Source organism: Phytoamicus setariae, from assembly GCF_016722925.1.
In the GTDB taxonomy this organism is placed as follows: Bacteria; Pseudomonadota; Alphaproteobacteria; order Rhizobiales; family Rhizobiaceae; genus Rhizobium_E; species Rhizobium_E setariae.
Genome location: NZ_JAEQNC010000016.1, coordinates 33272 through 59794 on the forward strand (window position 1 = coordinate 33272; position 26523 = coordinate 59794).

General features: G+C 59.7%; 22 protein-coding genes. 10 read left to right on the forward strand and 12 right to left on the reverse strand.

Features of this window, described 5'->3' with window-relative positions; genetic code table 11:
- Position 1: 1 nt before the first annotated feature.
- Positions 2–562 (forward strand): SIS domain-containing protein, encoded by a 561-nt coding sequence (locus JJB09_RS22635; protein WP_201663365.1) that lies wholly within the window; start codon positions 2–4, stop codon positions 560–562.
- Here JJB09_RS22635 and JJB09_RS22640 read toward each other — a convergent pair whose 3' ends face one another.
- Together JJB09_RS22640 and gatB are read right to left on the reverse strand one after the other, a co-directional pair.
- The gene (locus JJB09_RS22640; RefSeq protein ID WP_201663366.1) at positions 563–1024 is read right to left on the reverse strand and encodes a GNAT family N-acetyltransferase; all 462 of its coding nucleotides are present in this window, start codon (positions 1022–1024) and stop codon (positions 563–565) included.
- On the reverse strand, positions 1021–2523 hold the full coding sequence (gene gatB / locus JJB09_RS22645) for an Asp-tRNA(Asn)/Glu-tRNA(Gln) amidotransferase subunit GatB (protein WP_201663367.1): 1503 nt from the start codon (positions 2521–2523) through the stop codon (positions 1021–1023). The genes JJB09_RS22640 and gatB overlap by 4 nt, the downstream gene beginning before the upstream one ends.
- A 229-nt stretch (positions 2524–2752) precedes the next feature.
- Between gatB and JJB09_RS22650 the strand changes: the two genes are divergently transcribed.
- Positions 2753–4651 carry an autotransporter assembly complex protein TamA gene (locus tag JJB09_RS22650; RefSeq protein ID WP_201663368.1) on the forward strand — a complete coding sequence of 633 codons (1899 nt, stop codon included), beginning with the start codon at positions 2753–2755 and terminating at the stop codon, positions 4649–4651.
- Between the two features lie 69 nt (positions 4652–4720).
- Positions 4721–10687: a translocation/assembly module TamB domain-containing protein gene (locus tag JJB09_RS22655; protein WP_201663369.1), complete on the forward strand. Its 5967-nt coding sequence runs from the start codon at positions 4721–4723 to the stop codon at positions 10685–10687.
- Between the two features lie 72 nt (positions 10688–10759).
- Here the strand turns inward: JJB09_RS22655 and JJB09_RS22660 are convergent, their stop codons facing one another.
- Positions 10760–11269, reverse strand: coding sequence for a GNAT family N-acetyltransferase (locus JJB09_RS22660; RefSeq protein WP_201663370.1), 510 nt, complete (start codon positions 11267–11269; stop codon positions 10760–10762).
- Positions 11270–11559: 290 nt separating this feature from the next.
- Here JJB09_RS22660 and JJB09_RS22665 point away from each other — a divergent pair, with 290 nt between their 5' ends.
- Positions 11560–11817: a YjhX family toxin gene (locus JJB09_RS22665; RefSeq protein WP_201663371.1), complete on the forward strand. Its 258-nt coding sequence runs from the start codon at positions 11560–11562 to the stop codon at positions 11815–11817.
- Between the two features lie 64 nt (positions 11818–11881).
- On the opposite strand, the gene gatA is transcribed toward JJB09_RS22665, so the two are convergent.
- From gatA to JJB09_RS22685, 4 genes are all read right to left on the reverse strand, one after another.
- Positions 11882–13363: an Asp-tRNA(Asn)/Glu-tRNA(Gln) amidotransferase subunit GatA gene (gene gatA, locus JJB09_RS22670; protein ID WP_201663372.1), complete on the reverse strand. Its 1482-nt coding sequence runs from the start codon at positions 13361–13363 to the stop codon at positions 11882–11884.
- A gap of 19 nt (positions 13364–13382) precedes the next feature.
- A complete protein-coding gene (locus JJB09_RS22675; RefSeq protein WP_201663373.1) occupies positions 13383–13844 on the reverse strand; it encodes a GNAT family N-acetyltransferase in 462 nt (153 codons plus the stop codon).
- A gap of 5 nt (positions 13845–13849) precedes the next feature.
- Positions 13850–14137, reverse strand: a complete 288-nt coding sequence (gene gatC, locus JJB09_RS22680; protein ID WP_201663374.1) for an Asp-tRNA(Asn)/Glu-tRNA(Gln) amidotransferase subunit GatC — start codon at positions 14135–14137, stop codon at positions 13850–13852.
- A 92-nt stretch (positions 14138–14229) separates the two neighbouring features.
- A complete protein-coding gene (locus tag JJB09_RS22685; protein ID WP_201663375.1) occupies positions 14230–14934 on the reverse strand; it encodes a metal-dependent hydrolase in 705 nt (234 codons plus the stop codon).
- A gap of 124 nt (positions 14935–15058) precedes the next feature.
- On the opposite strand from JJB09_RS22685, the gene ruvX reads away from it, so the two are divergent.
- Positions 15059–15553, forward strand: a complete 495-nt coding sequence (ruvX, locus tag JJB09_RS22690; RefSeq protein ID WP_201663376.1) for a Holliday junction resolvase RuvX — start codon at positions 15059–15061, stop codon at positions 15551–15553.
- Here the strand turns inward: ruvX and JJB09_RS22695 are convergent.
- From JJB09_RS22695 to JJB09_RS22710, 4 genes are all read right to left on the reverse strand, one after another.
- On the reverse strand, positions 15490–15822 hold the full coding sequence (locus JJB09_RS22695; RefSeq protein ID WP_201663377.1) for a DUF6105 family protein: 333 nt from the start codon (positions 15820–15822) through the stop codon (positions 15490–15492). The two genes, ruvX and JJB09_RS22695, sit on opposite strands and share 64 nt — an antisense overlap.
- A 111-nt stretch (positions 15823–15933) precedes the next feature.
- Positions 15934–16089 (reverse strand): hypothetical protein, encoded by a 156-nt coding sequence (locus JJB09_RS22700; RefSeq protein ID WP_201663378.1) that lies wholly within the window; start codon positions 16087–16089, stop codon positions 15934–15936.
- A gap of 187 nt (positions 16090–16276) precedes the next feature.
- Complete coding sequence (locus JJB09_RS22705; RefSeq protein WP_201663379.1) at positions 16277–16921, reverse strand: TetR/AcrR family transcriptional regulator; 645 nt, start codon at positions 16919–16921, stop codon at positions 16277–16279.
- Between the two features lie 117 nt (positions 16922–17038).
- On the reverse strand, positions 17039–18694 hold the full coding sequence (locus JJB09_RS22710) for an acyl-CoA dehydrogenase family protein (RefSeq protein WP_201663380.1): 1656 nt from the start codon (positions 18692–18694) through the stop codon (positions 17039–17041).
- 506 nt (positions 18695–19200) lie between these two features.
- On the opposite strand from JJB09_RS22710, the gene JJB09_RS22715 reads away from it, so the two are divergent.
- Genes JJB09_RS22715 through dprA form a run of 4 tightly spaced genes read left to right on the forward strand, consistent with a single transcriptional unit; the run spans position 19201 to position 23233 of the window.
- Complete coding sequence (locus tag JJB09_RS22715) at positions 19201–20142, forward strand: aspartate carbamoyltransferase catalytic subunit (protein WP_201663381.1); 942 nt, start codon at positions 19201–19203, stop codon at positions 20140–20142.
- Entirely contained in the window at positions 20139–21428 is a 1290-nt protein-coding gene (locus JJB09_RS22720) for a dihydroorotase (RefSeq protein WP_201663382.1), read from the forward strand. Before JJB09_RS22715 ends, JJB09_RS22720 begins: the two co-directional genes overlap by 4 nt.
- 32 nt (positions 21429–21460) lie before the next feature.
- Positions 21461–22078, forward strand: coding sequence for a glycerol-3-phosphate 1-O-acyltransferase PlsY (gene plsY, locus JJB09_RS22725; protein WP_201663383.1), 618 nt, complete (start codon positions 21461–21463; stop codon positions 22076–22078).
- A gap of 6 nt (positions 22079–22084) precedes the next feature.
- Positions 22085–23233, forward strand: coding sequence for a DNA-processing protein DprA (dprA, locus tag JJB09_RS22730; RefSeq protein ID WP_201663384.1), 1149 nt, complete (start codon positions 22085–22087; stop codon positions 23231–23233).
- On the opposite strand, the gene JJB09_RS22735 is transcribed toward dprA, so the two are convergent.
- The gene (locus tag JJB09_RS22735; protein ID WP_201663385.1) at positions 23162–23422 is read right to left on the reverse strand and encodes a hypothetical protein; all 261 of its coding nucleotides are present in this window, start codon (positions 23420–23422) and stop codon (positions 23162–23164) included. The genes dprA and JJB09_RS22735 overlap by 72 nt on opposite strands.
- Before the next feature lie 331 nt (positions 23423–23753).
- On the opposite strand from JJB09_RS22735, the gene topA reads away from it, so the two are divergent.
- Positions 23754–26447, forward strand: a complete 2694-nt coding sequence (gene topA, locus JJB09_RS22740) for a type I DNA topoisomerase (RefSeq protein ID WP_201663386.1) — start codon at positions 23754–23756, stop codon at positions 26445–26447.
- The last annotated feature ends 76 nt before the right edge of the window (positions 26448–26523 follow it).

Genomic DNA, 26523 nt, shown 5'->3' on the forward strand with positions numbered 1-26523 from the left:
GATGAACACCATCGCAGATATGGGCGCCAAGGCCCTTTCCGAACTCGGCGCCTGTCTCGATGCCGTCGATGAAGACCAGATGGTCGCCTTGATCGAGACGCTCGTAACCTCGCGGCGCATATGCCTTTATGGCTGCGGGCGAGAGGGACTGATGATGCGGGCGCTTTGCATGCGCCTCTATCATCTGGGGCTCGATGTCCACATGGTCGCCGACATGAACGCACCGCCGGTTGGCCCCGGAGACCTGCTGCTTGTCAGCGCGGGCCCCGGCTATCTCTCGACCGTGGAAGCCTTGCTGGGTGTCGCGCGTGCGGCCGGGGCGAAAACAGCGTGTTTTACTGCCGAACCCGGCTCGCAAGTTACCAAAAGCTCCGATTCGAGCTTTATCATTCCCGCGCAGACAATGGCGCGGGACCAGAATGTGCCAACATCGTTTCTGCCGATGGGCAGCCTTTATGAGGGCGCACAATTCCTGCTGTACGAAATTCTGGTGATGCGGCTGCGCGAACGATTGGGCGAGACGAGCGAGAGCATGCGCGCCCGCCACACCAATCTCGAATAATCAGAAAACGAGGCTTTTTTCGAGGATGGCCACCTCAGCGTCATGTGGCCGATCGCTACCCTGCTTGGCCCAGCCAATTTCGGCAAAGCCCAGGCTGGTAAAGAAGCCCTGAGACGCCTCATCGGCCTTCTCGACCTCGACGCGCATGCGCTTGGCATCGGGAAAACAGGTTTCCAGCTCGGCAAAAATGTCGCGGCCAATTCCCTGCCCCGTCAGATTGCCAGAGACATGGAGCCGGTGCAGGATGACGACACCCGTCTCTTCCTTGGCCATGGCGGCATAACCCATACCGCCAAGCTGGCGCCCGTCATCAGCCACGACGAACTCGGAATCAGGCCGCTTCAGGTCTGCCTTGAGGTTCTGTACCGAGCGTGGGGCCCTGGGTTCACACGCCTCGATTATTTTCGATACGGCGGCGAGGTCACCCTCGCCTGCCGAGCGTATGAAGAACAGGCCACTCACTCTTCGATGCCGAGCTTGGCCTTGACCAGGGCCTGTACGGCCTGTGGGTTGGCCTTGCCGCCTGTCGACTTCATCACCTGACCGACGAACCAGCCGGCAAGCGAAGGCTTTGCCTGGACCTTGGCAACCTGATCGGGGTTGGCGGCAATGATCTCGTCGACGGCCTTCTCGATGGCGCCGGTATCGGTGACCTGCTTCATGCCGCGGGATTCGACGATCTCGCGGGGGTCGCCACCTTCGGCCCAGACGATTTCGAACAGATCCTTGGCGATCTTGCCGGAAATCGTGCCATCCTTGATGAGGTCGAGGATGGCGCCGATCTGGGCGGGACCGACAGGCGTCTCATCGATCGACTTGCCTTGCTTGTTGAGCGCGCCGAGCAGATCGTTGATCACCCAGTTGGCGGCAATCTTGCCGTCGCGGCCATCAGCCAACTTCTCGAAATAGTCGGCAATCGCCTTTTCCGACACCAGCACCGAGGCATCATAAACAGTCAGGCCGAGATCCTTGACGAACCGCTCCTTCTTGTCGTCAGGCAGTTCAGGCAGGCTCTTCAAGAGTTCGCCGACGAATGCGTTGTCGAACTCCAGCGGCAGCAGGTCCGGATCGGGGAAATAGCGGTAATCGTGCGCATCTTCCTTGGAGCGCATCGAGCGGGTTTCGCCCTTGGCAGCGTCGAAGAGACGCGTTTCCTGATCGATGGAACCGCCCTCTTCCAGAATGGCGATCTGGCGGCGCGCTTCATATTCGATCGCCTGACCGACGAAGCGGATCGAATTGACGTTCTTGATTTCGCAGCGCGTGCCGAATGCACCGCCCGGCTTGCGGACGGAGACGTTGACGTCGGCGCGCATGGACCCCTCGTCCATATTGCCGTCACAGGTGCCGAGATAACGGAGAATCGTGCGCAGCTTGGTCAGATAGGCCTTGGCCTCATCCGACGAACGCAGATCCGGCTTGGAGACGATTTCCATCAGCGCCACGCCGGATCGGTTGAGATCGACATAGGACATGGTCGGATGCTGGTCGTGCATCGACTTGCCGGCATCCTGCTCGAGATGCAGGCGCTCGATGCCGATTTCCACATCCTCGAACTGGCCCTGGCGATCCGGGCCGATGGAGATGACGATCTTGCCTTCGCCGACGATCGGATCCTTGAATTGCGAGATCTGATAGCCCTGCGGCAGGTCCGGATAGAAGTAGTTCTTGCGGTCGAAGACCGAGCGGTGATTGATCTGCGCCTTCAGACCAAGGCCGGTGCGCACAGCCTGCTTGACGCATTCCTCGTTGATCACGGGCAGCATGCCGGGCATGGCGGCATCGACGAGCGAGACGTTGGAGTTCTGCGGGCGGCCGAACTCGGTCGAAGCGCCGGAAAAGAGCTTCGAATTGCTCGTCACCTGCGCATGTACTTCCATGCCGATCACCACTTCCCAGTCGCCTGTGGCGCCTGGAATGAAGCGTTTGGGATCGGGCGTGCGGACATCGACTAGGGTCATTTTCGGGCCTTTTGACATGCAAAACGATTCAACAACTCCGGTAGAGCAATTGCTCCGGAGAGGCAAGCGTTTGCGCGCAACTGAAGGCTGGCACCACGGTCCTCGACTTTTCTGTCGGCGCGCGAAATTAACGCTAAACGTTGAATTCCTGAATCAAAACAACGATGGGCTTCAATTCGAGAATCCTTTCTGTTACGTTTCAATCCAAGAGAACAAGAATATCGGGGCCATGCGTAGATTTTCGGCACATATTCGAGCCTCAACTGTCGTTGCCGCGTTCGCGCTTCAAGGAGGAGCGCTCGTTATACCACAAGCGGCACAAGCGTTCGAAATCTTCGGGATGAAGTTCTTTGAAGGCGACGACGAGGAGCTCGCCGTTTCCAACCCTGTCAGCTACACTGTGGAACTGTCTGGTGGCGACAAGGAACTGGACGAGAAACTGCAAAAATCCTCGCTGCTCTATCAGGAAAGCGCCAAGCCGGTATCTGGCGACCTCGGCCTTGTCATCAAGGCGCGTGACGACAGGGACCGATTGCTTGCTGCGCTGTACGAAGACGCGCGCTACGGCGGAATCGTCACTGTCATCGTGGACGGCACAGAGCTCGATGCGTTGCCGCCATTGCCGACATTTGCGCGCGACAAGCCGGTGCCTGTGGTCATCAAGGTCGATCCCGGACCCGTCTTCACGGTCAAGGACGTTTCGTTCAGGGGCGATGCGGGCAAATACAATCCGGCCGACTACGGGCTGTCTCCAGGCGTAGCGGCCGGCTCGAACCTGGTCGTCAAGGCCGCGGACAAGGTTGTCGCCGACCTCGAGGCGGAAGGCCGGCCACTGGCAAAACTCACCGAACGCCAGCTGATCGCCGACCATGCTACCGACACCGTCTCCGTCGTCATTGGTGCCGAGGGCGGTCCCGTTACCCCATTGGGCGAGATCAGCGTCAGCGGATCGAAACTCGTCAACCCCGAATTCATCACGAAATGGTCGCGCCTGCATGAAGGTGAACGCTACTCACCAGAAGAGATAAAGGATGCTTCGGAACGCCTGCGCAAGCTGGGGGTGTTTTCGTCCGTCGCCATCACCAAGGCCAATCAGCTCGACCAGAGCGGCCAGATGCCGCTGGCGATTGCGGTTGCCGACGGCAAACAGCGCTATTTTGGCGCAGGCGCACAGATATCGTCGATCGATGGCGCGGGCGTGCTGGGCTACTGGGGACACCGCAACCTGTTCGGCAACGCGGAATCCCTAAAGATTTCGGGTTGGGTTTCAAGGCTCGGTCAGGCGACAGACTGGTTGGATCTCGACTACAACGCCTCGATCGTCTTTTCCAAACCGGCTGCGTTCAACGAAATCACCACATTCAACGCCGGCGTCCTCGCGTCATCGGTCCATCCAGACAGCTACCAGTCAGCCCAGGTCTCCGCCTATGCAAACGTAGCCTGGGAGCTTTCAAAGCGGGATACGGTCACCGCCGGCACTGACTTCGCGTGGAACCAAACGGAAGACACATTCGGGACGCACGAATATCTGATCAAGTCCCTGCCGGTGACCTGGGCACGGGATGCCAGCAACGATTCGCTCAACCCGACCGATGGCTACAAGTTCAATCTGAGTACGAAGCCGAGTTACGAGTTCTACTACCAGAATATATTCACGTCGCTTGAAGGTTCCGCATCCGGTTACTACGCCCTCGACGCCGAGGACGATATCGTTCTGGCGGGCAAGCTGTCGCTGGGTACGCTCGTCGGCGTCGACGAAATCTCCCAGATCCCGGCAACGCGCCGCTTCTATGCCGGCGGTGGGGGTTCGGTTCGAGGTTACGCCTTTCAGGAGATTTCTCCATACAACAAGCAGGGCGACGCACTTGGCGGTCGCTCCTATGCGCTGACATCGCTGGAAGCCCGTATCGCGATCAACAAGACATTCGGCGTGGTCCCATTTCTGGACGTTGGTACGGTTGGACGGGAAATGTACCCGGATTTCAGCGATATACGCGCCGGCGCAGGTATAGGTATCCGTTATGCGACTCCGTTCGGGCCGCTCAGGCTCGATGTCGCCGTGCCATTGAACCGCTACGAGGACGGCAGCCGCTTCGGCATTTATGCCGGCATAGGCCAGTCGTTCTGAGCCGGCCGATGCCAGCTGGATGGCGGTTCGGCCTTCACGCAATGAGGAAACCGGGCTAGACTTCTGAACATGAACAATTTTCTCCGCTTCCTCTGGACCTTCTTGAAGGGACTGGCCGCCGTACTCCTGCTGGCTGTGGTGCTGCTGGTCGCAGCTGTGGCCTGGCTTGGCTTCACGACCTCGGGCAATCGATTTGCCGCCGACCAGGTGGCGCAGCTGATTTCGACGCCGGACATGCAGGTGTCGCTCAAGGGTGCAAGTGGCCTGCTGCAGGGCAAGTTCAGGCTGGACAGTGTTGTCCTCGCCGATACGCGCGGTCAATTCGCCAAGATAGACGGCATCGCACTCGACTGGGTGCCGTCCGCGCTCCTGAAGATGCGGTTTCATGCCACCAACATTTCAGCGGCAAATGTAGCTTTGGATCGGCTTCCGATCAGCACAGTGGAGCCCAAACCGTCGGAAGGCTCGTTCTCGTTGCCGGTAGAGATTGCCGTGGATCATATCGACCTGCCGGCCATACTCCTGGCGGCTGCAGTCGCCGGACGCGACACTGACGTTGCGCTCGCCGGCTCGGCGAAGGCGGTCCGCGACCAGATTTCGCTCGACATAGAAGCCAAGGAAAAGGCGCGTCCCGATTCCAGAGCGATCGCAAAGCTGGCCTATGGGGTCAATGCACGCACGCTCACGCTCGATGGATTGCTCGCCGAGCCCGGCGACGGGATTATTGCCCGATTGCTGCGCCTGCCCGGGCTGCCGTCGCTTGAAATCGCGGTCAAGGGCGATGGATCTCTCGACGACTGGAAAGGCAACATCAACGGCCGGGTCAACGGCGTCGAAACGCTCAACCTCCGCGGCAGCCACACGCGGTCGCAATCGGGGCTTCACTCCGTGCTCCTGAACGGCGGCGGTCAACTCGCCGAGCTGCTGCCGCCTTCCCTGCGGCCGCTGTTTGCAGGCCAGACGGATGTCGATGTCGACGCACAGTTTTCCGAAAGCGGTCTGCTGGAAGTGCGGTCCGGCACGATCGCCAACGACAGCCTGCTGCTGGATGCTTCTGGAAAGATAGACCCGAAGGGCGAAGCAACACTCCAGGCGCGACTTGGATCGCCAAGCGATGTCATCGATATCCTGCTGCCGATGGGAGCTGACCAGCTGCATGCGCAGATTTCGTCGGCGACGCTTTCTGTGACCGGGCCATTTCATAGCACGCAGATCGATTTCAACGCCATCATTCCCTCTCTGCAGACGGCTAAGGCCGGCGTGCGGAGCCTGTCGCTCAGCGCTGCGGCACCAAAATTCAACCTGGCCGACCGGGCGGGCGCCCTGTCGCTGTCGCTGTCGGCCGGAGAAACGCGATTTGACAACGAGCAGGCAGCCAAGATTGTGCAGGGCCCACTCGCAATCCGTGGCGATGTTTCGCTTGCCCCCGAGAAAATCGTCGCAGAGAAAGTTACCATCGAAAGTCCCCGCCTTGGCGGCACCATTTCCGGCGCATTTACGCCGGCATCGCAGGACCTGACGTCGGACTTCAATATCTTCCTTTTGCCGGAGGGCGTTCTGCCGCCTGACCTCGCCGCAAAGATCGAGGGGACGCTCGGCCTTTCGGGACATGCCAGTGCCAGCCTGCCGGGGGCGTTTGCCCTCGAGGGCCTGACGCTCAAGTCAAACCTGGTGACGGCGTCTGGCAGCGCGACCTATGACGAAGGCGCGATCACAGCCGCGCTGAAAGGTATCGTCGCCGACCTTGGCGCGCTTCAACCCGGTATCTCAGGCAAGGCGGAATTTGCCGCCGACCTGTCAGGAAACGCAACGGCCCCTGCCCTGACCGCGCAACTAACGATCCCCGAAGCCAGGCTTGCCGACCGAATCCTCAAGGCACTTACATTGAAAGTCCAGGGGATACTCGACCCGAAGCAACCAAACGGCAAGCTTGCAGCAACCGGAACACTCGAAGATCAGGTCATCGATCTGACTGCCGAAGCGCAAGCCATCAATGGCGCCGTTTCCATCCCTGCCCTAAACGTCAAGGTGGGGCAAAATACGCTTGCTGGCGCAATGACGCTCGATGCATCCCTGATGCCCTCGGGCAAGATCGACTTCGACTTCCCCGATCTTGGCCTGCTTGCCGCGCTCGGCAACCAGAAAGCAGAAGGAGCGATCAAGGGAACAGCCACGATCGCATCAGCCGACGGCAAGATGACCGGCGCCGTCAAGGCAAATGGCTCCAGGATCGTTTCCTCCGGCGCCGAAATCGTCAATCCGGTCATCGACCTGACGATTGCAGACCTCGCCAAGGTGCAACTAAGCGGCCTTGTTTCCGCTGATAGAATCGTCTCCGGAACCAACAGGCTCGATGCCGTTGCCCTGGACTTTATCCAACGCGGACTGCTGACCGAGTTCGGATTGAAAAGCCAGTTCGATGGTGCGCCGATGACGGCCGACGGCACGGTGGAGCCGAAGGACAGCGGCATCACGATCACGCTTGCATCCTTCTCGGCGACACCAAAGAAAATTCCCGTGAGGCTGGCGCAGCCCTCGATGATCCGCATTGCCGGTGGCACAGCAGTCATCGAAAGCCTGGTGATAGGAACTGGCGATGGCAGCGTCAGCGTCAAGGGATCAGCGGGCAAGCAGTTGGACCTCTCCGCGCAAATCTCGGCACTGCCGCTCAGCCTCGCCAATGCTTTTTCGGAAGGGCTTGACGCTGAAGGCAAACTGTCCGGGGACATAACTGTCATCGGCGAAAGCAGCGCGCCGGTTGTTGCCTTCCGTGCCAACGCGCAAGGCGTTTCGACGGCGCAGATGCGCGACGCGAAAGTCGGTGCCCTGTCTATCGAGGCAACCGGCGAACTGGCCAATGAGGCGCTGAAACTCGACGCCACCGGCACCATCGGCAAACAGCCGGTGAAGGCAGCACTTCAGGCAAGCCTCGCAAAGGGCACCTTTGCCCTGCCCTTCCTGAAACTCGATGTCGGCCCCAACACCATTTCGGGTCAGATCAAGCTGGACGAGACCTTTCAGCCATCCGGCAAGGTGGATTTTGACTTGCCCGATGTGGCAATGCTGGCTGCAATTGCGGGCAAGCAGGCGGAAGGCGCGGTCAAGGGTACAACGCTCATCAGTTCCAATGCCGGCAAGATCGTCGCTGAAATCGATGCAAGCGGCGAGTTCCGAGGCCAGCCACTCACGGCAAGCCTGACTGTGAATTCAGAAAAAGGGGCAGTATCACTTCCCGCCTTCAAGCTCGACGTCGATCAGAACAAGCTGTCAGGCGCCATCACGCTGGACGCCGCATTCAAACCGAATGGCAAGGTGAAATTCGATCTGCCCGATATCGGCCAGCTCGCAGCACTTGCCGGTCAGAAGGCCGAAGGCTCACTCAAGGGTACGGCTGACATAACATCAGCAGGCAACAAGATCACGGCAGCGGTCATCGCCACCGGCGATATCCGTGGGAACCCCATCGATATCGACGTGGATGCAACGACCGAGAACGGAGCCGTGGCAATTCCCGCATTGAAGCTTGGTATTGGCCCCAACAATCTCACCGGCGCCATCACGCTCAACGAAACCTTCCTGCCGACCGGCAAGGTCGATTTCGATTTTCCCGATGTTTCCCTGCTTGCGGCTATCGCCGGGCAAAAAGCCGAAGGCTCCCTCAAGGGCAAGGCGGACATAACATCAGCAGGCAGCAAGATCACTGGCGCGATTAATGCCGACGGCGCCATTCGCGGCCAGACAATCGGCATCGATCTGAACGCTACGTCGGAAGGCGGCGCTATTTCGCTTCCCGTTATCAAGCTCGATGTCGGATCCAATACGGTCGCAGGGGCGATGACCCTGGACAAGTCTTTCCTGCCTTCGGGCAAGATCGAGTTTGACTTGCCGGACATTGCCCTGCTCGCTGCCATGGGTGGGCAGAAGGCGCAGGGCGCAATCAAAGGAGCGGCCGAGATAAAATCAGCCGATGGCAAGATTACCGGCACCATCAAAGCCAATGGGACCAAACTGACATCGAACGGCGCCGAAATCGTCAAACCTGTTATCGATCTTGCGATAGGAGATCTGGCAACCGGGCAGATTTCCGGGACGGTCGGCGCCGACCGTGTCGCGTCCGGGGCGAACGAACTGCGCAGGCTTGCTATGACGTTTACCCGTCAGGGAAACCAGACTGCGTTCGATCTCGGTGGCCAGTATGATAGCGCGCCGCTCGTCGTAAAAGGCGCAGTGCAACAGAAGGCCGACAGCGCCATCGCGCTTAAGCTTACCGCCTTTTCGGCAACCCCGAAGAAGATCCCCGTCAAGCTGAACGCTCCCGTCGATATAGCCATCAAGGACAGCACCGTCACATTCCCGGCTTTTGCATTGGCCATCGGCCGTGGCACCGTTCAGGTCTCAGGCTCCGCCGGGAAAGCTCTTGATATCAAGGCGAAGATCAGCGCCCTGCCCGCAGCACTGGCAAACAGCTTTGCGAGCGGGCTCGGAGCATCCGGCATGATATCGGCCAATATCGCGGTGGCGGGCAATTCCTCCAACCCAGCAGTCACGTTTGACACCAACTGGCAGGATGCAGCCCTGGCTCAAACACGCAGCGCCGGCCTTAAGAACTTCGCTATTTCGGCAAAGGGCAAGCTGGCAAACAATGTGCTGTCGATCGACACCACGGCCCGCAATGGCGACGGCATGTCGCTCAACGCCAAAGGGACCGTTGGCACGACAGGCTCCATGCCGCTTTCGATTGCCGTCAAGGGGCAACTGCCCTTCACCGCGCTGGCGGTTCAGCTCGCCCAGCAAGGCATCGCGCTCAAGGGCACCGGCAACATCGACATCACAGTCAAGGGCGCGGCGACCAAGCCCGTAGCATCCGGCAAGATCACCACAAACGGCACGACGCTGACTGTCATCCGCCAGAACCTGACGCTCAAGAACATCGCCGCCGCCATCAACCTCGAAGGCGACCGGGCACGTATCGCCAGCCTCACCGGCGCGTTCGAAGGCGGCGGCTCCGTAGCCGTCGATGGCACGATCGGCTTTGCGCCCGGCTCTGGCCTGCCGGTGGATATCAAGGTCGCACTGAAGAATGCCGTCTACACCGACGGCAGGGTCGTGGCAGCGAAGCTTGGCGGCGATATGAGCATCAAGGGCAAGCTGCAACAGTCCCCGGTTCTGGCCGGAAATATCAAGCTCAGCCGCGTCGACATCACCATACCGGAACGGCTTCCCGGTTCGTTGTCCAAGGTCGACGTCAAACACAAGAACGCGCCGAAAGCAGTTGTCAATCAGGTGAAGGAAGTCCGCCAGGAACCGAGCTCCGGCAACAAGGGCGGCGGACCAGCCGGTATCATGCTCGATCTGAAGATCAATGCACCCGGCCAGATCTTCGTGCGCGGCCGCGGCCTCGACACGGAACTGGGTGGAGAAATTTCGATCTCGGGCAATTCGAGCAAGCCGAATGTTACAGGCGGTTTCACCATGCGGCGCGGACGTCTTGCTATTATCGGCAAGCGGCTGGACTTCACCTCCGGCACCATCACCTTCGCCGGCGGTTTGATGCCGTCGCTGAACATGGTGGCATCGACGACCGTGCAGTCGACAACCGTCAGCGTCACGGTCAGCGGGCCGGCCAACAGTCCATCCTTCGCATTCACTTCCTCGCCTGCCCTGCCGCAGGACGAGGTCCTGGCCCGGCTGATCTTCGGACGATCCTCTACCAGCCTGTCGCCGATACAGATTGCCCAGCTCGCAGATGCCGTGGCGACGCTCGCCGGCGGCCAATCCAACTCGCTGTTCAACAAGCTCCGGCAAGGGCTTGGCGTCGATGATCTCGACGTCGGCACAGACGAGAACGGCAAGACGAACGTGTCTGCCGGAAAATATCTCAACAAGCGCACCTATCTTGAACTCAAGCAGGGCTCCGATTCCAATTCGTCCAAGGCAGCCATCAATCTCGACATCGGCAAAGGCGTAAAGCTGCGAACCGAGGCGGGAGCGGACGGCTCAACGGCGACGGGCATATTCTACGAGAAGGAATATTGAGTCTTTTCAGGTGTTTCCGCCCATGTGTCGACAAGGCGAGTCAAACGGCTGACAAACTGATTCAGCCGAGGGCTAGAATTCACCGTAGACGACCGGGCGTTCAGGAACAGCCAGGTGCTTGATCAGACCAACGGTATCGACTTCTCGGTCCAGCTTGGGAGACCATGTGGCGGTCATCCAGTTGATCGCATAGCCGCATCGCTTGAGGAACTCTATCGCCCTGATGTTCTGCGCATGTGTTTCGATGGTAATTGTTTCATAGGCCTGGGCTTCGATCTCTGTTTCCAGGCGCGTCAGAAGCGCATAGCCCAATCCCTGACCCTGCCAGTTCGGCTCCACCCAGAGATCACTGATGTGGTTGTCGAGCCGCTCGCGGGCGGCCCAGGCAACGACTTGGCCGGCGCGCTCGGCAACATCGATTGCCAGATACCTTTGGCGAGTGAAATCCACGAACGCGCGTTGCGCGTTGGCTCGGAGCAAGTCGAGGTTGATCCAACCGACCACCGCGCTTTCCCAGGCGCGTATCCCTATCGCCGCCAGCTCGTCAGCCTCGTCCTCTCTTGCAGCCCGGATTATCGTCATTCACTCGTTCCTCTACCGCGTGATCGAAACTTGGATTCACGATCAGGTCAAGAACATATCCCTGGGTTGCATGGATGTTGACAAGTTTGTTCGCCGCGGGCATTAAGCCACTCTCTATGGAGTGTTGATGTCTAATCAGTCTGAGATTGTCTGAGGGCCCTGCCCGCTGGAACTACACCTCTCGAAGAGAGGTCGCCATCGTGCGCAGGGACGAAACATGAGCCTGACCCGGTATCCGGCGTCAGAACGTTTTGTTGCGCCCGCATACGGGCATCTCGGAAATCTCACACATGGACATTACACGCGCGGAACAGCGCATTCTTCACCTGCTCGCACAGGGCGGATGGATCGAGCACACCCGACTGGAAAACGCCAAGATCAAGCATGTCAAATGCTTCAGCCGCGACGGCTGGCTCTATCCCGGCTTTGATCTCGAAGTCTTTCGAAGGCTCAAGCGCCTGAAGGCGATCACCTCATCCGGAGGCAGGCCCTACCGCATCAGCCAACGCGGGCTGATACTGGTCAGATCGCAGCAGGATAACAGATAGCGAAAAGAGAAAGCCCGCCTGACGTTGCCAGGCGGGCTTTCGTAAATTCAGTTTTCAGAAGCTCTTACCACCACTTGGCGGGAGAGAACCGGCCCGCTGCCTGCTCGATCACATGGGCACTCTGGAACAGCATTTCCTCGTCGAACGGCTTGCCGATCACCTGCAGGCCGAGCGGCAGGCCCTTGTGGTCGAGGCCGGCGGGAACCGCGATACCCGGCAAACCGGCCATGTTGACGGTCACCGTAAAGATGTCGTTGAGGTACATCTTGACCGGATCGCTCGCCAGATCCTCGTCGGCGATGCCGAAGGCAGAGGACGGCGTGGCTGGCGTCAGGATCGCATCGACGCCCGCGTTGAAGGCGAGTTCGAAGTCGCGCTTGATCAGCGTACGCACCTTCTGGGCGCGGATGTAGTAGGCGTCATAGTAGCCGGCCGACAGCACGTAGGTGCCGATCATGATGCGGCGTTTGACTTCCTTGCCGAAGCCCGCAGCACGGGTCTTCTCATACATGTCGGAGATGTCCTTGCCCTCGACGCGCAGGCCGTAGCGGACACCGTCGTAGCGGGCGAGGTTGGAGGACGCTTCCGCTGGCGCCACGATGTAGTAGGCCGGCAGGGCGTATTTGGTGTGCGGCAGTGTGATGTCGACGATTTCCGCGCCGGCATCCTTCAGCCAGGCGATGCCCTGCTGCCAGATGGCTTCGATTTCCTCTGGCATGCCGTCGACACGGTATTCGCGTGGAATGCCGATCCGCTTGCCCTTCAGCGACTTGCCGATCGCGGCCTCGTAGTCGGGAACCGGGATATCGACCGACGTCGTATCCTTGGCATCGACGCTGGCCATGGATCGCAGCATGATGGCGGCGTCACGGACATCGCGGGCGATCGGGCCGGCCTGATCCAGCGACGAGGCGAAGGCTACCGTTCCCCAACGCGAGCAGCGCCCATAGGTCGGCTTGATGCCGACAGTGCCGGTGAAGGCTGCAGGCTGGCGGATCGAGCCGCCGGTATCCGTGGCCGTCGCACCGGCGCAGAGATGTGCAGCGACAGCGGATGCCGAACCGCCGGACGAGCCGCCGGGAACCAGATCCAGGTTCGAGCCATGCGAACGCCAGGGGTTCTTGACCGCGCCGTAATAGGATGTCTCGTTCGACGAGCCCATGGCGAACTCATCCATGTTGAGCTTGCCGAGCATGACCGCGCCATCATCGAACAGGTTCTGGGTCACAGTGGATTCGTATGCCGGCTTGAAACCGTCAAGGATGTGGCTGCAGGCCTGCGTGTGAACGCCCTTGGTCGCAAACAGATCCTTGATGCCGAGCGGAATGCCTTCCAGCGTGCCGGCGGTGCCGTTGGCGATCCGTGCGTCCGACGCCTTTGCCTGGGCGCGGGCGATATCCGGCGTCACAGCCACATAGGCGTTCAAGGCGTCATTCGCAGCCTCGATCGCACCGATATAGGCCTCGGTCAGTTCGACCGAAGTGATTTCCTTGGCCAGAAGCTTCTTGCGGGCTTCGGCAATGGTCAGGCTGGTCAGTTCGCTCATCGGGTTCATTCACTTTGCGTCAGGCAGCAAGCTGCTTGTGATAAAATACGGAATATTCGGAATCGGGGTAGTCGAGCACGGGTCCGCAGCGAACAAAGCCCGCCTTCTCATAAATGGCCCAGGCCGCTGGATGGCGGTCACCCGTCTCCAGCACCAGTTCCTCCAACCCGTCGGTGATGGCGGTGCTGACGATCTCGCCGAGCACGCGGCGACCAATCCCCTGGCCCTGCCAATCGGGCCGCGTATACATGCGCTTGACCTCGCCGATCCTGTCGGTGTGGCGCTTCAACGCCCCACAGGCGACAGCCTTGCCAGCTTCGCGGGCGACCCAGACTGTAACGCCGGGTTCGGCCATCTGCTCTACCGTCAGGTGAAAACAGAATTCCGGCGGCGACAGCGTCAACAGATGCTCGTTCAGTTCCGCGACAAGTTCGCGGATTTCGTCCTGCAACGGGCTTTCTGTCGTCAGCGTGATAGCCAAGACGCTTACTCCACCACCTTCGGTACCTGGAAGAAATTGTTGTCGGTCAGCGGCGCGTTTGCCACGATCGTCTCGGGTATGTTGCCGTCATTGACGACATCGGCACGCTTTTTCATGACCATCGGCGTCACCGACGTCATCGGCTCGACGCCGTCCACATTGACTTCGGCAAGCTGCTCTACGAATCCAAGAATGCCGTTGAGTTCGCCCATCATCTTCTGGGCCTCATCCTCGGTCACGGCAAGCCGGGCAAGGCGAGCTACGCGTTTCACAGTCGCCACATCAACGGACATGTCCCACTCCAGTCACAATTCCAGAAAGCCCGCTATAAAGGCGCGGGCGGATACGTGCAACGCTTTTTCGTCGCACTCTACAGCCGAGACGGTCAGACCGTAACGGTTCCACCGGGGGCCGGCGCCTCGACCCGGGTCTTCGATCCTTCCATCCCACCGATGAATTTCTCGGCAGTTGGATCGATAAGGCCAAATGTGCCGTAGTGGCAGGGAATGGCCACACCGAAATTGAAGTAACGCTGGCAGGCAAGTGCTGCCACCGCGCCGCCCATGGTAAAGCGGTCACCCACCGGCACCAGGCCGATATCGGGCTGATGCAGCTCGTTGATCAGCGCCATGTCGGAAAAGATATCCGTGTCGCCCATATGCAGCAGCGATGGCTCGTCATCGAAGTGGAACATCAATCCATTGGCGTTGCCGAGCGAATGGGTCACGCCGTCCTCGGTCGTATGCGCCGAGGAATGCAGGGCATTGGTGAAGGTGACGGAAAAGCCGCCGGTGTGAATCGTACCACCTGTATTGCCGGGATTTACCTTCTTGACGCCGCGATGTGACAGCCAATCGCCGAGATCGGCATTGGCAACGACTTCGGCATCGAGTTCCCCGGCCAGTGCGATGGCATCGCCCACATGGTCCATGTGGCCGTGCGTCAACAGGATATGGGTGACACCTTTCACCGCGTCCTTGAGATCCTGCCCCTGGAATTTCGGATTGTGGGTCAGGAACGGATCGATCAGCAGCGTCTGCTTTGCAGTTTCGATGCGGAAAGCGGAATGGCCTAGCCAGCGGATTTTCATCGCCAATCTCCAAAATTCTGAATGCGTTTGGCGATCAGTAGCGCGAAGCGCCCGTATTTCCAAGACAGAGGGAACAGTTTATGAGGCGCAATCGAAGACCAAATACCAGCCCCGGCGGAGCGACATGACCATCCTTGCAATCGAAGATCTGGCATCTGCGCTCAAACCTGGCGATATCATCGCCGGGCTCGACCTGGGCACCACCACCATCGGATTGTCGCTGTCGGACAAAGGTCGACGGTTTGCAACGCCGCGAACCGTCATCAGCCGCAAGAAGTTCTCGATCGACGCCGAAGCGCTTCTGGCCTTTGCCGGGAAGGAGGTCGTCAAAGCTTTCGTGATCGGGCTTCCCATCAACATGGATGGCAGCCAGGGGCCACGGGCGCAGGCGACGCGCGCCTTCGTCCGCAACATGGCCGAAAAGACCGACATCCCGTTTACCTTCTGGGACGAGCGGCTCTCGACGGTTGCTGCAGAACGGGCGCTGATCGAAATGGATGTGTCACGGAAAAAGCGGGCGGACAGGATCGATTCCGCCGCCGCGTCGTTTATCCTTCAGGGGGCTCTGGACAGGTTGTTGTCCATTGCCAGGGCGGAATCGCCGGATGCCGGTTTCTGACGGCTGTTCCACCAGGCGAGGATGGCCTTGCGCCGCCGGAAACCGAAAAGCAGGAACAGCACGGCTGAATCGATGATCACCGCCTTGAACACCAGTGGCGGGATATCCTTCGGCGGGATGCCAAGCACATTGCCATAGATTTCGAAAACCAGATCATGCATCTGGCGGGTCAGCATGATGTAGCCGAAATTGATGTCGTAGTAGGACAGGTAATACCAGCCGCCGAGAATGGCGAGCGGCAGGGCCCAGAAGAACAAGATCCATTTCATTACCGGGTTTCCCCTATTCCTGATGTCGCTGGCGCCGCATGCAAAGCGGTCCCGTTCAATCCTGCTTCAAGCCATATCCGCGGCCCTGTTCTGGACCGGAATCCCTGTCCGTTACATGTCGAAGCGTGGCGCCTTAAGGCTGCCCCGGCCGATCACGCGATCGACGAGTCCAAAAGACGCAACCACCACCAACGGCACCACCAGATCCTTTGCGATGAAAGCAAAGGCAACCGCCAACGCGGCCGTGGCGAGATATCCTGTACGCATGAAACACTTTACCCATTGAACCGAACGAGATCAGTCTCACAGGTTAACAGTTTCCACGCAACGTAAACCATTTGTTAAGGTTAATATCCACGGCCGGACAAAGCGCCATGCGACGGCGATCGCTCGACAGATCCAGCAACGTAAGAAATGTTTGCAATAATTACAAATACTTAGTTAATTCTATCCCTCAGGGATAGACGCCGCGCACCAGCTTGCTGACGGCCTGTGCGGCCTTTTGCCAATCCTTGTCACTCTTAAGTGACAAGCCAGCCAGGCGTCCTGCCGCCTCCCCCGCCAGCACCAGGTGCTGGACCGCGCCGATCAACAGCGCATTCATGGCGGTGGTGTCCAAACCCTTGGGCGGCTGCATGTTGCCGCCAACCCTGTCGATCCATTGCGCCAGCGCTTTGGAACGGGCCTCCGACAGCATCCGCACCTCAGGCGCGTTATCGGACATTTCCCAAGCGATGATCTTCTTCATCAGCGGATCGCTGCGCAGCGCATCCATGAACAGCACCAGAAGCCGCTCGACAAGATCGCCATAGGTGAGAAGGAAGCCGCCGCCGCTATTTTCAGGCATGCGGGCCTCGACCCAACCGGCAAGGTCGGCGCCTATTGCTTCCACAAGCCCATTCATGCCGCCGAAATAGCGGTAGATCAGTTGCTTGTCGCAGCCTGCCCTGCGGGCGACGGCATTGATGCCGAAATTCTGGAACCCCTGTTCCGCGAGCAGCTCGGCCGCCGATTTCAAAATGCGGGCTGACGTCGCCAACCTGTCGCGAACCGGCGTTACGTCGATATTGCCCACAAGGGCGTCGGCCTGAACAGGCATGAAATTCCTCAAAATATTGCATATGCGCCGCCTGCCTTATTTCCCGACAGGCAACCGCGCAACATCGGCAACGACATGTCCACCGGTTTAATCTCCAGCCGGTGACATCGATAAAAATCAATGACCCGCAGGCGGATAGAGCAGATCGACGACGAAACGGGAATCGAAGCGCGAATCGAGCATTCCGTAGGTCGAACGCCAGCCACCGGCCAACCGCGTCTCGAGAAATGCATCAGCGATGCGCCCTGCCCCCATGCGCATGAGTTCAGCAGCGCCTGCTGCCAAGGCCAATTGCTCAGCGAGGAAACGGGCCGAGCCTTCGTCGCGCTCGCAGAGCAGGACCGCCGCGCGCAGCACATCCACGGTCTTGGCGCCGGCAGGCCCAAGATCGTGCTGCAGCCGTGAGAACAGCATCTCAAACTGCTCTCGATGCTTGGTGAGCACACGCAGCACGTCCAGCGCCATCACGTTGCCGGAGCCTTCCCAGATCGCATTGACAGGCGCTTCCCGGTAGTGGCGCGCCATAGGGCGCTCTTCGACGTAGCCGCTGCCGCCAAGGCATTCCATCGCTTCATAGATGAGCGAGGGCGCAATCTTGCAGACCCAGTATTTGATGACTGGCGTCATGATGCGCTGATAAGCCAGCTCCTCGGGATTGCTGGCGGCATTGTCGAACGCATGCGCAAGCCTGAACACCAGCGCGCTTGCAGCGGCCACATCGAGCGCCATATCGGCCAGAACGCGCGTCATGATCGGCTGATCGATCAGGTTCTTGCCGAATACGATGCGATCACGAACATGATGCACGGCCTCAGCGATCGAGGCCCGCATGATGCCGGCCGAAGCAACAGCACAATCGAGCCGCGTTAGCGTCACCATGTCCAGGATGGTGCGAATGCCCTGATCGGGTTGCCCAAGCAGGAAGCCATAGGTATCGGAGAACTCGACTTCGCTCGAGGCATTCGAGCGGTTGCCGATCTTGTCCTTCAGGCGCTGGAAACGCAGTCCGTTGCGGCTGCCGTCCTCGAGCAGGCGGGGCACCAGGAAACATCCCATCCCCTGCTCCGTCTGTCCCAGCATCACGAAGGCGTCGCTCATCGGCGCCGACATGAACCACTTATGGCCGGTCAGCCGATATACGGATTCACCAACCGGTTCGGCTACTGTGCGATTAGCACGAACGTCGGTGCCGCCCTGCTTTTCAGTCATGCCCATGCCGATCGTCAGGCCGGACTTTTCCAGGGCGGGCTTGTTGGTCGAATCGTAGCGCCGAGATGTGATCTTGCCGAACCAGTTCTTCAGGACCGCCTCGTTGGTGCGCAACGCCGCAACTGAGGCCGACGTCATGGTCAAGGGGCAGAGATGCCCGCATTCCAGCTGTGACGTCAGAAAGAAGCGGACAGCGCGGGCCTGATGGGCGATACCCTTCTCATCCGGCCGGTTCTCCCAGACCGAAGACGACAGACCGTTCGACACCGACCGGCGCATCAAAGCGTGATAGGCGGGATGAAAATCCACCACATCCAGCCGCTCGCCGCGAGGACCGTGCGTCCTCAGTGTCGGCGTGCCATCGTTGGCCATGCGCGCCAACTCTTGCGCTTCGTGCGAAGTGGCATAACGCCCGATTTGCTCGAACTCCTCACGCAGAGCTCGCGGCATAGTGGATGAAATATCGACCAGCAGCGGATCGGAGCGATAGGCGTTGACGCCGCTCCAAGGCTCGGGCTGGTTTACTTCTTCCGGGGTGAGATCAAGAGACGTTGTGCTGGTCATATCGGCCGTCTAAGAGGATTCGCACGAGATTGCATGCGCAGTGAAGGCATGTTGCGTGAATCCCTGTTGAAAACAAGTATGCAGTGCTTGGTTTTGTCGAACCGACGATGCTTGCGTATTCCGTAACTTGCATTTTATGATTGCAGGATATCAGCTAAAGCAGAGTGCGCCGTGCCAGCCGGCGCTACCGGAGAGGATGGGCTGCTCCGGCTGCGGCGACAGCCTCGCTGATATCTGGAGGTGCATGCGATGTGGTGGAAACCATTAAGCATCACGCTTGAGGTGAAGAAGACCCGGACGGGCTGGCAAGTCACTATCCGGATCTTCATTAGCCACTAAGCAAACGGAAGACAGGCGAAAGCCTGTCTTCCACTCCGGGATCATAAACTTTGCGGCCGCACCTTTCAAGTCGGCTGGGGATCCGGGTATTTTCGCCCGCATCCGTACTTGCCCCTTGCCTATCCTGCCCTTATAGAGCCTCGGAAATAAAGGAAGGATCTTCGCAAATGGTCTCTTTTCCGCACCGTCATCTGCTCGGCATCAAGGGCCTGACTGAACAGGATATCGGCCTCCTCCTCGACAAGGCCGATGAAGCGGTCAAGATTTCGCGCCAGCGCGAGAAGAAGACGTCGACGCTTCGCGGTCTTACCCAGATCAACCTGTTTTTCGAGGCATCGACACGCACCCAGGCGTCGTTCGAACTCGCGGGCAAGCGCCTCGGCGCCGATGTCATGAACATGTCGGTCGGCAACTCCTCGGTCAAGAAGGGCGAAACGCTCATCGATACGGCGATGACGCTGAATGCGATGCGGCCCGACGTGCTGGTGATCCGCCATTCCGCAGCGGGCGCTGCGGCGTTGCTTTCGCAAAAAGTCTCCTGTGCGGTCGTCAATGCCGGCGACGGCCAGCACGAGCATCCGACACAAGCGCTGCTTGATGCCCTGACTATTCGCCGGGCCAAAGGCAAGCTGTCCCGGATCATCGTGGCGATCTGCGGCGACGTGCTGCATTCGCGTGTCGCGCGCTCCAATATCCTGCTGCTGAACGCGATGGGCGCCCGTGTCCGGGTCGTCGCGCCGCCGACGCTTCTGCCTTCGGGCATCGCCGAGATGGGTGCTGAAGTTTACCACGACATGAAGGAAGGTCTGAAAGATGCCGACGTCGTGATGATGCTGCGCCTGCAGCGCGAGCGCATGTCGGGCGCCTTCGTGCCCTCGGTGCGCGAATACTTCCACTATTTCGGCCTCGACGCCGAAAAGCTGAAAGCAGCCAAGGACGACGCGCTGGTCATGCATCCCGGCCCGATGAACCGCGGCGTCGAGATCGCTTCGGAGATTGCCGACGGTCCGCAGAGCGTGATCGGCGAGCAGGTCGAGATGGGGGTCGCGGTGCGCATGGCCGTGATGGAAGCGCTGCTGATCAACCAGAACCTTGGAGAACGCGCATGAGCGACATCACCGTTCTCAAGAATGCCCGCATCGTCGATCCGTCGCGAAACCTCGATGAGGTCGGCACGATCATCATCCGCAACGGCAAGATCGAAGCCGCCGGCAAGGATGCGCTCAACCAGGGTACGCCTGATGGCGCAAAGGTCCGCGACTGCAACGGACTTGTTGCCGTTCCGGGCCTGATCGACGCGCGCGTCTTTACCGGCGAGCCCGGCGGCGAACATCGCGAGACCATCGCCTCGGCCGGCAAGGCAGCTGCTGCCGGCGGCATCACCTCGTTCATCATGATGCCGGACACCGATCCTGTCATCGACGATATCGCGCTGGTGGAATTCGTCCGCAAGAATTCCCGCGATGCCTCGGCGGTCAACATTTATCCGGCCGCAGCCCTGACCAAGGGTTTGAGCGGCGACGAGATGACCGAGATCGGGCTACTTCGGGAAGCCGGTGCCGTGGCATTCACCAATGGCCGCAATGCGATCCACAATGCGCAGGTGCTGCGCCGGGCGCTGACCTATGCGCGCAATTTCGATGCCGTAATATCGCTGGAAGCGCGCGACAAGTATCTCGGCGCGGAAGGCGTGATGAACGAAGGCCTGCTTGCCTCCTGGCTCGGCCTTTCCGGCATTCCACGCGAGGCAGAAATCATTCCGCTGGAGAGCGATCTCCGGATCGCGGCGCTCACGCAGGGCCGCTATCATGCCGCGCAGATTTCCGTTCCGGGTTCTGTTGAGGCAATCGCGACCGCGAAAAAGCGCGGCGCGAAAGTGACATCGGGTATCTCGATCAACAATCTGTCGCTGAACGAAAACGACATCGGCGAATACCGAACCTTCTTCAAGCTCTATCCGCCGCTGCGCTCCGAGGACGATCGCGTGGCGATGGTGGAAGCTTTGAGCAACGGCGAGATCGACATCATCGTCTCCTCGCACGATCCGCAGGATGTCGACACCAAGCGTTTGCCCTTTGCCGAGGCAGCCAATGGTGCAGTCGGCCTTGAAACCATGCTGGCTGCGGCGCTGAGGCTTCATCATAACGGATCTGTCAGTCTGATGCGGTTAATCGATGCCATGTCGACCAAGCCCGCTGAAATCTTCGGCCTGCCCGGCGGCACGCTGAAGCCGGGTGCCGCGGCCGATATCACGCTGATCGATCTTGAGGAACCATGGGTCTGCGCCAAGGACCAGTTGGTGTCCCGTTCCAAGAACACGCCATTCGAAGATGCGCGTTTCTCGGGGCGGGCGGTCGCAACCTATGTGGGTGGCAAGAAAGTATTTTCTTTGTAATAGATATTCGTCGTGTGGGGGATAAATAGCAGATGGGCGCACTGACAATCTGGAACATCGCGGGAGTGCCGGCGCTGATTTGCGCCGTGATGGGCTATCTGTCGGGCTCGGTGCCGTTCGGGCTGATCCTCACGAAGATGGCCGGCCTCGGTGACGTGCGCTCCATCGGCTCGGGCAATATCGGCGCCACCAACGTGCTGCGCACCGGCAACAAGGGACTGGCGGCAGCGACACTGATCCTGGATGCGCTGAAGGGCACTGTGCCAGCGCTTCTTGCCACCCATTTTCTCGGTTTCGAAGCCGGATTGATCGCTGGCTTCTTCGCCTTCATCGGCCATATCTTCCCGGTCTGGCTCGGTTTCAAGGGCGGCAAGGGTGTGGCAACCTTTATCGGTGTTATGTTCGGCCTCGCCTGGCAGATGGGCCTGCTTTTCATGCTTGTCTGGATTGCAACCGCTGCAATCACTCGCTACTCTTCCTTGTCGGCTCTGGTTGCAAGCGTGGCAGTCCCGCTGGTACTGTGGGCGACGGCAGATCCCAAGCTGGCGGCACTCGCCACCATCATGACTGTCATTATCTGGATCAAGCACCGCGCAAATATTGAAAGGCTGCTTTCCGGAGGCGAAAGCAAGATCGGCAAAAAGGGATAGGTTGGTATGGATGCAGTGAGCGCAGGTTCCAAAGGTATAGCGCTCACCGACCGGCAACGGATTGCCTGGCTTCGTCTCATCCGCTCCGACAATGTCGGGCCTGCTACATTCCGCGACCTCATCAATCATTTCGGCTCGGCTGAAAGCGCATTGCAAATGTTACCCGAGTTGTCGCAGCGCGGCGGCTCCACCAAAGTCGTGCGGGTAGCCACCAGGCAAGAGGCAGAAGCCGAACTTGACTTTGCCAGGCGCCAAGGTGCGCGCTTTGTCGGGATCGGCGAACCCAACTATCCCATGGCTCTCCGCCAGATAGAGGGCGCGCCGCCGCTCATTGCCATCAAGGGCGTTGCAAAAACGCTGATTCGACCTGCAATCGGCATCGTCGGTTCCCGTAATTGTTCGGTATCGGGAGCAAAACTGGCGGCAATGTTCGCACGCGATATCGGCAGAGCCGGATATGCCATTGTATCGGGTCTGGCGCGTGGCATCGATACGGCAGCGCACCTCGCCAGTATCGAGACCGGCACTGTGGCCGTTCTGGCCGGTGGACTTGACCAGCCCTACCCTGAAGAAAACCGCGCGCTGCTAGACCAGATTGCTGCGGGCGATGGCGTCGCGCTCTCCGAAATGCCTTTCGGCTGGGAACCGCGTGCGCGGGATTTTCCGCGCCGGAACAGGCTGATCGCCGGCATCGGGCTCGGTCTCGTGGTGATCGAGGCCGCCGCCAAATCCGGCTCGCTGATTACGGCACGCTACGCCGCCAATTTCGGACGCCAGGTATTTGCCGTGCCGGGCTCGCCGCTCGATCCACGCAGCCACGGTGGAAATGGCTTGCTGAAGGATGGAGCGCAGATCGTGACGGAGGCGGAAGACGTGCTGCGATCAATGGCACCGGTCAGCCAGCTCGATCTGTTCCAGAGCCAGGATATGCAGGAGCCTCCCATCGAGGATGAAAAGCCGATCGGGCTGCCGCCAAGCGACGGAGAACGGGCCCGTATTGTCGATGCCCTCGGGCCAACCCCCACCGAGATCGACGACGTCATCCGCCACACCGGATCATCAGCCCAAACGGTCTATCTCGTCTTACTCGAACTTGACCTTGCCGGCCGACTGCATCGGCACGCGTCCGGTCTCGTTTCGATTGACATGAGCTAAGCTCGTCACCGATTTGCCCGACAGCAGATCGCCTGCTTCAGTGAAGGCCATTTCCAGCAGATAGACCAGCAATTCCGCACGCTCCGTTCGTGCAACCTGGGAGAGTTCCGCCAGCATCTGCTTGATGTAGGAAATCCGCTCCAGAGTGCCTCTGGGCAGAGGACTATCCGAATTCGCCTTTGCAATCATCGTTGCACCGCTTTTCTATTTTTGGCTGCAGGTCCAACCAGCAAAACCATTGGCCTCACGATACATTATTTATCATTAATTGCAATACGGTTGCATTCTATTCTAGGTTGTTTTTCGTTGCAATTCGGCACATCATCGCCATCTAAGCCTTTCGCAAAACCCCTCAATGCCCGGTTTAACAGGAATGTCGGGCCAGTGGATTGCATTGCGCTGGCGGTGAAGGCTATAAGCGCGCGATTGATGGATAGAGAGACGGAGCGACCGGAACCCTAAAACGTACCGGTTTTGCGCATGGGCGTGGCGACCGGAAGGCCATCTGGCGGAAACAAATATGAATGTAGTGGTGGTGGAATCGCCTGCAAAGGCAAAGACAATCAACAAGTATCTCGGACCCGGCTACAAGGTGCTTGCCTCCTTTGGTCACGTTCGGGATCTACCGGCAAAGGATGGATCAGTCCGGCCGGATGACGACTTCAGCATGTCCTGGGAAGTCGACGCCGCCTCTGCAAAACGCCTCAACGAAATCGCCGACGCCGTCAAGAAGTCCGACGGACTGTTTCTCGCGACCGACCCGGATCGCGAGGGAGAAGCCATTTCCTGGCATGTGCTCGATGTCCTGAAGAAGAAGAAGGTGATTGGCGACAAGCCCGTCAAGCGGGTCGTCTTCAATGCCATCACGAAGAAGGCGGTTCTCGACGCGATGGCCGATCCGCGCGACATCGACGGCCCGCTGGTCGATGCCTATCTCGCCCGCCGCGCGCTGGACTACCTCGTCGGGTTCAATCTTTCTCCTGTCCTTTGGCGCAAGCTTCCCGGCGCCAGGTCCGCCGGCCGCGTCCAGTCTGTCTCTCTTCGGCTGGTCTGCGATCGCGAGACGGAAATCGAGCGCTTCGTATCCGAAGAATACTGGAACATTTCCGCCCTGCTGCGCACGCCGCGAAACGATACGTTCGAAGCACGGCTCGTCAGCGCCGATGGCAAGCGTCTGCAAAAGAACTCCATCACCAACGGCGATCAAGCCAAGGATATCAAGTCGATGCTCGACGGCGCGACCTATCGGGTCGAAAGCATCGAAGCCAAGCCGGTGAAGAGGAACCCCTCCCCGCCGTTTACGACCTCGACGTTGCAGCAGGCTGCTTCCTCGCGCCTCGGCTTTTCCGCTTCGCGCACCATGCAGGTGGCCCAGAAGCTCTATGAAGGCATGGAAATCGGCGGCGAAGTCACAGGTCTGATCACCTACATGCGTACAGACGGCGTGCAGATGGCGCCCGAAGCGATCGAGGCCGCACGTCTCGCAATCGGAGGCCAGTTCGGAGCCCGCTACGTACCGGAGAAGCCGCGCGCCTATTCCACCAAGGCCAAGAACGCCCAGGAGGCGCACGAAGCAATCCGCCCGACCGATTTCAACCGCACGCCGGAAAGCGTGCGCAAATTCCTCGATGCCGACCAGTTCCGACTCTATGATCTGGTTTGGAAGCGCGGCATCGCCAGCCAGATGGCGAGCGCCGATATCGAACGCACCACCGCCGAGATCGAGGCGAAGAATCAGGGCCGCGTCGCGGGGCTGCGGGCTGTCGGCTCGGTGATCAAGTTCGACGGCTTCATTGCCGCCTACACCGAACAGCGCGAGGAAATCGAAGACAATTCCGGCGAAGAGGAAGATGGCCGCCTGCCGGAAATTCGCGCCCAGGAAATGCTCGCCAAGGAAAAGATCGACGCCAGCCAGCATTTCACAGAACCGCCGCCTCGCTATTCGGAAGCCACTCTGATCAAGAAGATGGAAGAGCTCGGCATCGGCCGGCCCTCGACCTATGCCTCGACGCTCGCCACCCTCAGGGATCGCGGCTACGTGGCGATCGACAAGCGCAAGCTCATTCCGGATTCCAAAGGACGGATCGTCACGGCCTTCCTGGAAAACTTCTTCACCCGTTATGTCGAATACGACTTCACGGCCTCGCTCGAGGAAAAGCTCGACAGCATCTCGGCCGGCGAACTGAACTGGAAGGATGTGCTGCGCGACTTCTGGAAGGATTTCTTCTCCCAGATAGAGCAAACGAAGGAACTGCGCGTCAGCGACATCATCGATGCGATGAATGAAGCACTCGCGCCGCTTTTGTTTCCCGAGCGCACTGATGGCAGCGATCCGCGGGTCTGCCAGGTTTGCGGCACGGGCAAGCTATCGCTGAAACTCGGCAAATACGGCGCCTTCATCGGCTGCTCGAATTACCCGGACTGCAATTTCACCAGGCAGCTGTCTGCCGATGGAGCCGATGGCGAAGCGGCTGTGGCAGAAACAGTGTCGTTCGGCACCGACCCGATTACCGGCGAGGACATCACCCTGCGCTCGGGCCGGTTCGGACCCTATGTCCAGCGTGGCGACGGCAAGGAAGCCAAGCGCGCCAGCCTTCCCAAGGGCTGGACGCCCGACAAGATGGACCAGGAAAAGGCGCTCGCACTGCTGAACCTGCCGCGCGATATCGGCCAGCATCCGGAGAGCGGCAAGATGATCTCGGCCGGCATCGGTCGCTACGGTCCTTTCCTGTTGCACGATGGCGGCTATGCCAACCTGGAGACCGTCGAAGACGTCTTCTCCATCGGTCTCAACCGGGCCGTTTCCGTGATTGCCGACAAGGCTTCGAAGATTGCCAATGGCGGCGGTCGTGGTGGCAGGTCGACACCGGCAGCGCTCAAGGAACTCGGCGATCATCCGGATGGCGGCAAGATCACCGTGCGCGATGGAAAGTACGGTCCGTACGTCAACTGGGAAAAGGTCAACGCCACCTTGCCAAAGGGCAAGGATCCCCAGTCGGTGACGATGGAGGAAGCCATCGCATTGATCACAGAACGCGCGGCAAAGGCGCCGGCCGGCAAGGCCAAGGCGCCTGCAAAGAAAAAGGCTGCAGCGGCCAGCAAGACAACCGAAAAGGCAGCCGCCAAGCCGAAAGCTGCGGCCAAGCCGAAAACGGCTGCAAAGGCCAAGGCACCAGCGAAGCCCAAGGCGAGCGCGAAAACCAAAGAGGCCTGAGACACGTGCCAAGAGTTCCCAGATCGAACGACAAGAAACAGCCCGCAAAAAAAGGCGGGGCCGATCCCAAAGGGCT

Excerpts from the sequence above, each read along its gene's own strand:
- gatB (WP_201663367.1), bottom strand. The coding sequence starts at position 2,523 with ATGACCCTAGTCGATGTCCGCACGCCCGATCCCAAACGCTTCATTCCA.
- JJB09_RS22710 (WP_201663380.1), bottom strand. The coding sequence starts at position 18,694 with ATGACCAGCACAACGTCTCTTGATCTCACCCCGGAAGAAGTAAACCAG.
- JJB09_RS22635 (WP_201663365.1), top strand. The coding sequence starts at position 2 with ATGAACACCATCGCAGATATGGGCGCCAAGGCCCTTTCCGAACTCGGC.
- JJB09_RS22705 (WP_201663379.1), bottom strand. The coding sequence starts at position 16,921 with ATGCCTGTTCAGGCCGACGCCCTTGTGGGCAATATCGACGTAACGCCG.
- plsY (WP_201663383.1), top strand. The coding sequence starts at position 21,461 with ATGGGCGCACTGACAATCTGGAACATCGCGGGAGTGCCGGCGCTGATT.
- JJB09_RS22660 (WP_201663370.1), bottom strand. The coding sequence starts at position 11,269 with ATGACGATAATCCGGGCTGCAAGAGAGGACGAGGCTGACGAGCTGGCG.
- JJB09_RS22700 (WP_201663378.1), bottom strand. The coding sequence starts at position 16,089 with ATGCGTACAGGATATCTCGCCACGGCCGCGTTGGCGGTTGCCTTTGCT.
- JJB09_RS22735 (WP_201663385.1), bottom strand. The coding sequence starts at position 23,422 with ATGATTGCAAAGGCGAATTCGGATAGTCCTCTGCCCAGAGGCACTCTG.
- JJB09_RS22650 (WP_201663368.1), top strand. The coding sequence starts at position 2,753 with ATGCGTAGATTTTCGGCACATATTCGAGCCTCAACTGTCGTTGCCGCG.
- gatA (WP_201663372.1), bottom strand. The coding sequence starts at position 13,363 with ATGAGCGAACTGACCAGCCTGACCATTGCCGAAGCCCGCAAGAAGCTT.
- JJB09_RS22655 (WP_201663369.1), top strand. The coding sequence starts at position 4,721 with ATGAACAATTTTCTCCGCTTCCTCTGGACCTTCTTGAAGGGACTGGCC.
- JJB09_RS22715 (WP_201663381.1), top strand. The coding sequence starts at position 19,201 with ATGGTCTCTTTTCCGCACCGTCATCTGCTCGGCATCAAGGGCCTGACT.
- JJB09_RS22720 (WP_201663382.1), top strand. The coding sequence starts at position 20,139 with ATGAGCGACATCACCGTTCTCAAGAATGCCCGCATCGTCGATCCGTCG.
- JJB09_RS22695 (WP_201663377.1), bottom strand. The coding sequence starts at position 15,822 with ATGAAATGGATCTTGTTCTTCTGGGCCCTGCCGCTCGCCATTCTCGGC.
- JJB09_RS22665 (WP_201663371.1), top strand. The coding sequence starts at position 11,560 with ATGGACATTACACGCGCGGAACAGCGCATTCTTCACCTGCTCGCACAG.
- ruvX (WP_201663376.1), top strand. The coding sequence starts at position 15,059 with ATGACCATCCTTGCAATCGAAGATCTGGCATCTGCGCTCAAACCTGGC.
- gatC (WP_201663374.1), bottom strand. The coding sequence starts at position 14,137 with ATGTCCGTTGATGTGGCGACTGTGAAACGCGTAGCTCGCCTTGCCCGG.
- dprA (WP_201663384.1), top strand. The coding sequence starts at position 22,085 with ATGGATGCAGTGAGCGCAGGTTCCAAAGGTATAGCGCTCACCGACCGG.
- JJB09_RS22685 (WP_201663375.1), bottom strand. The coding sequence starts at position 14,934 with ATGAAAATCCGCTGGCTAGGCCATTCCGCTTTCCGCATCGAAACTGCA.
- topA (WP_201663386.1), top strand. The coding sequence starts at position 23,754 with ATGAATGTAGTGGTGGTGGAATCGCCTGCAAAGGCAAAGACAATCAAC.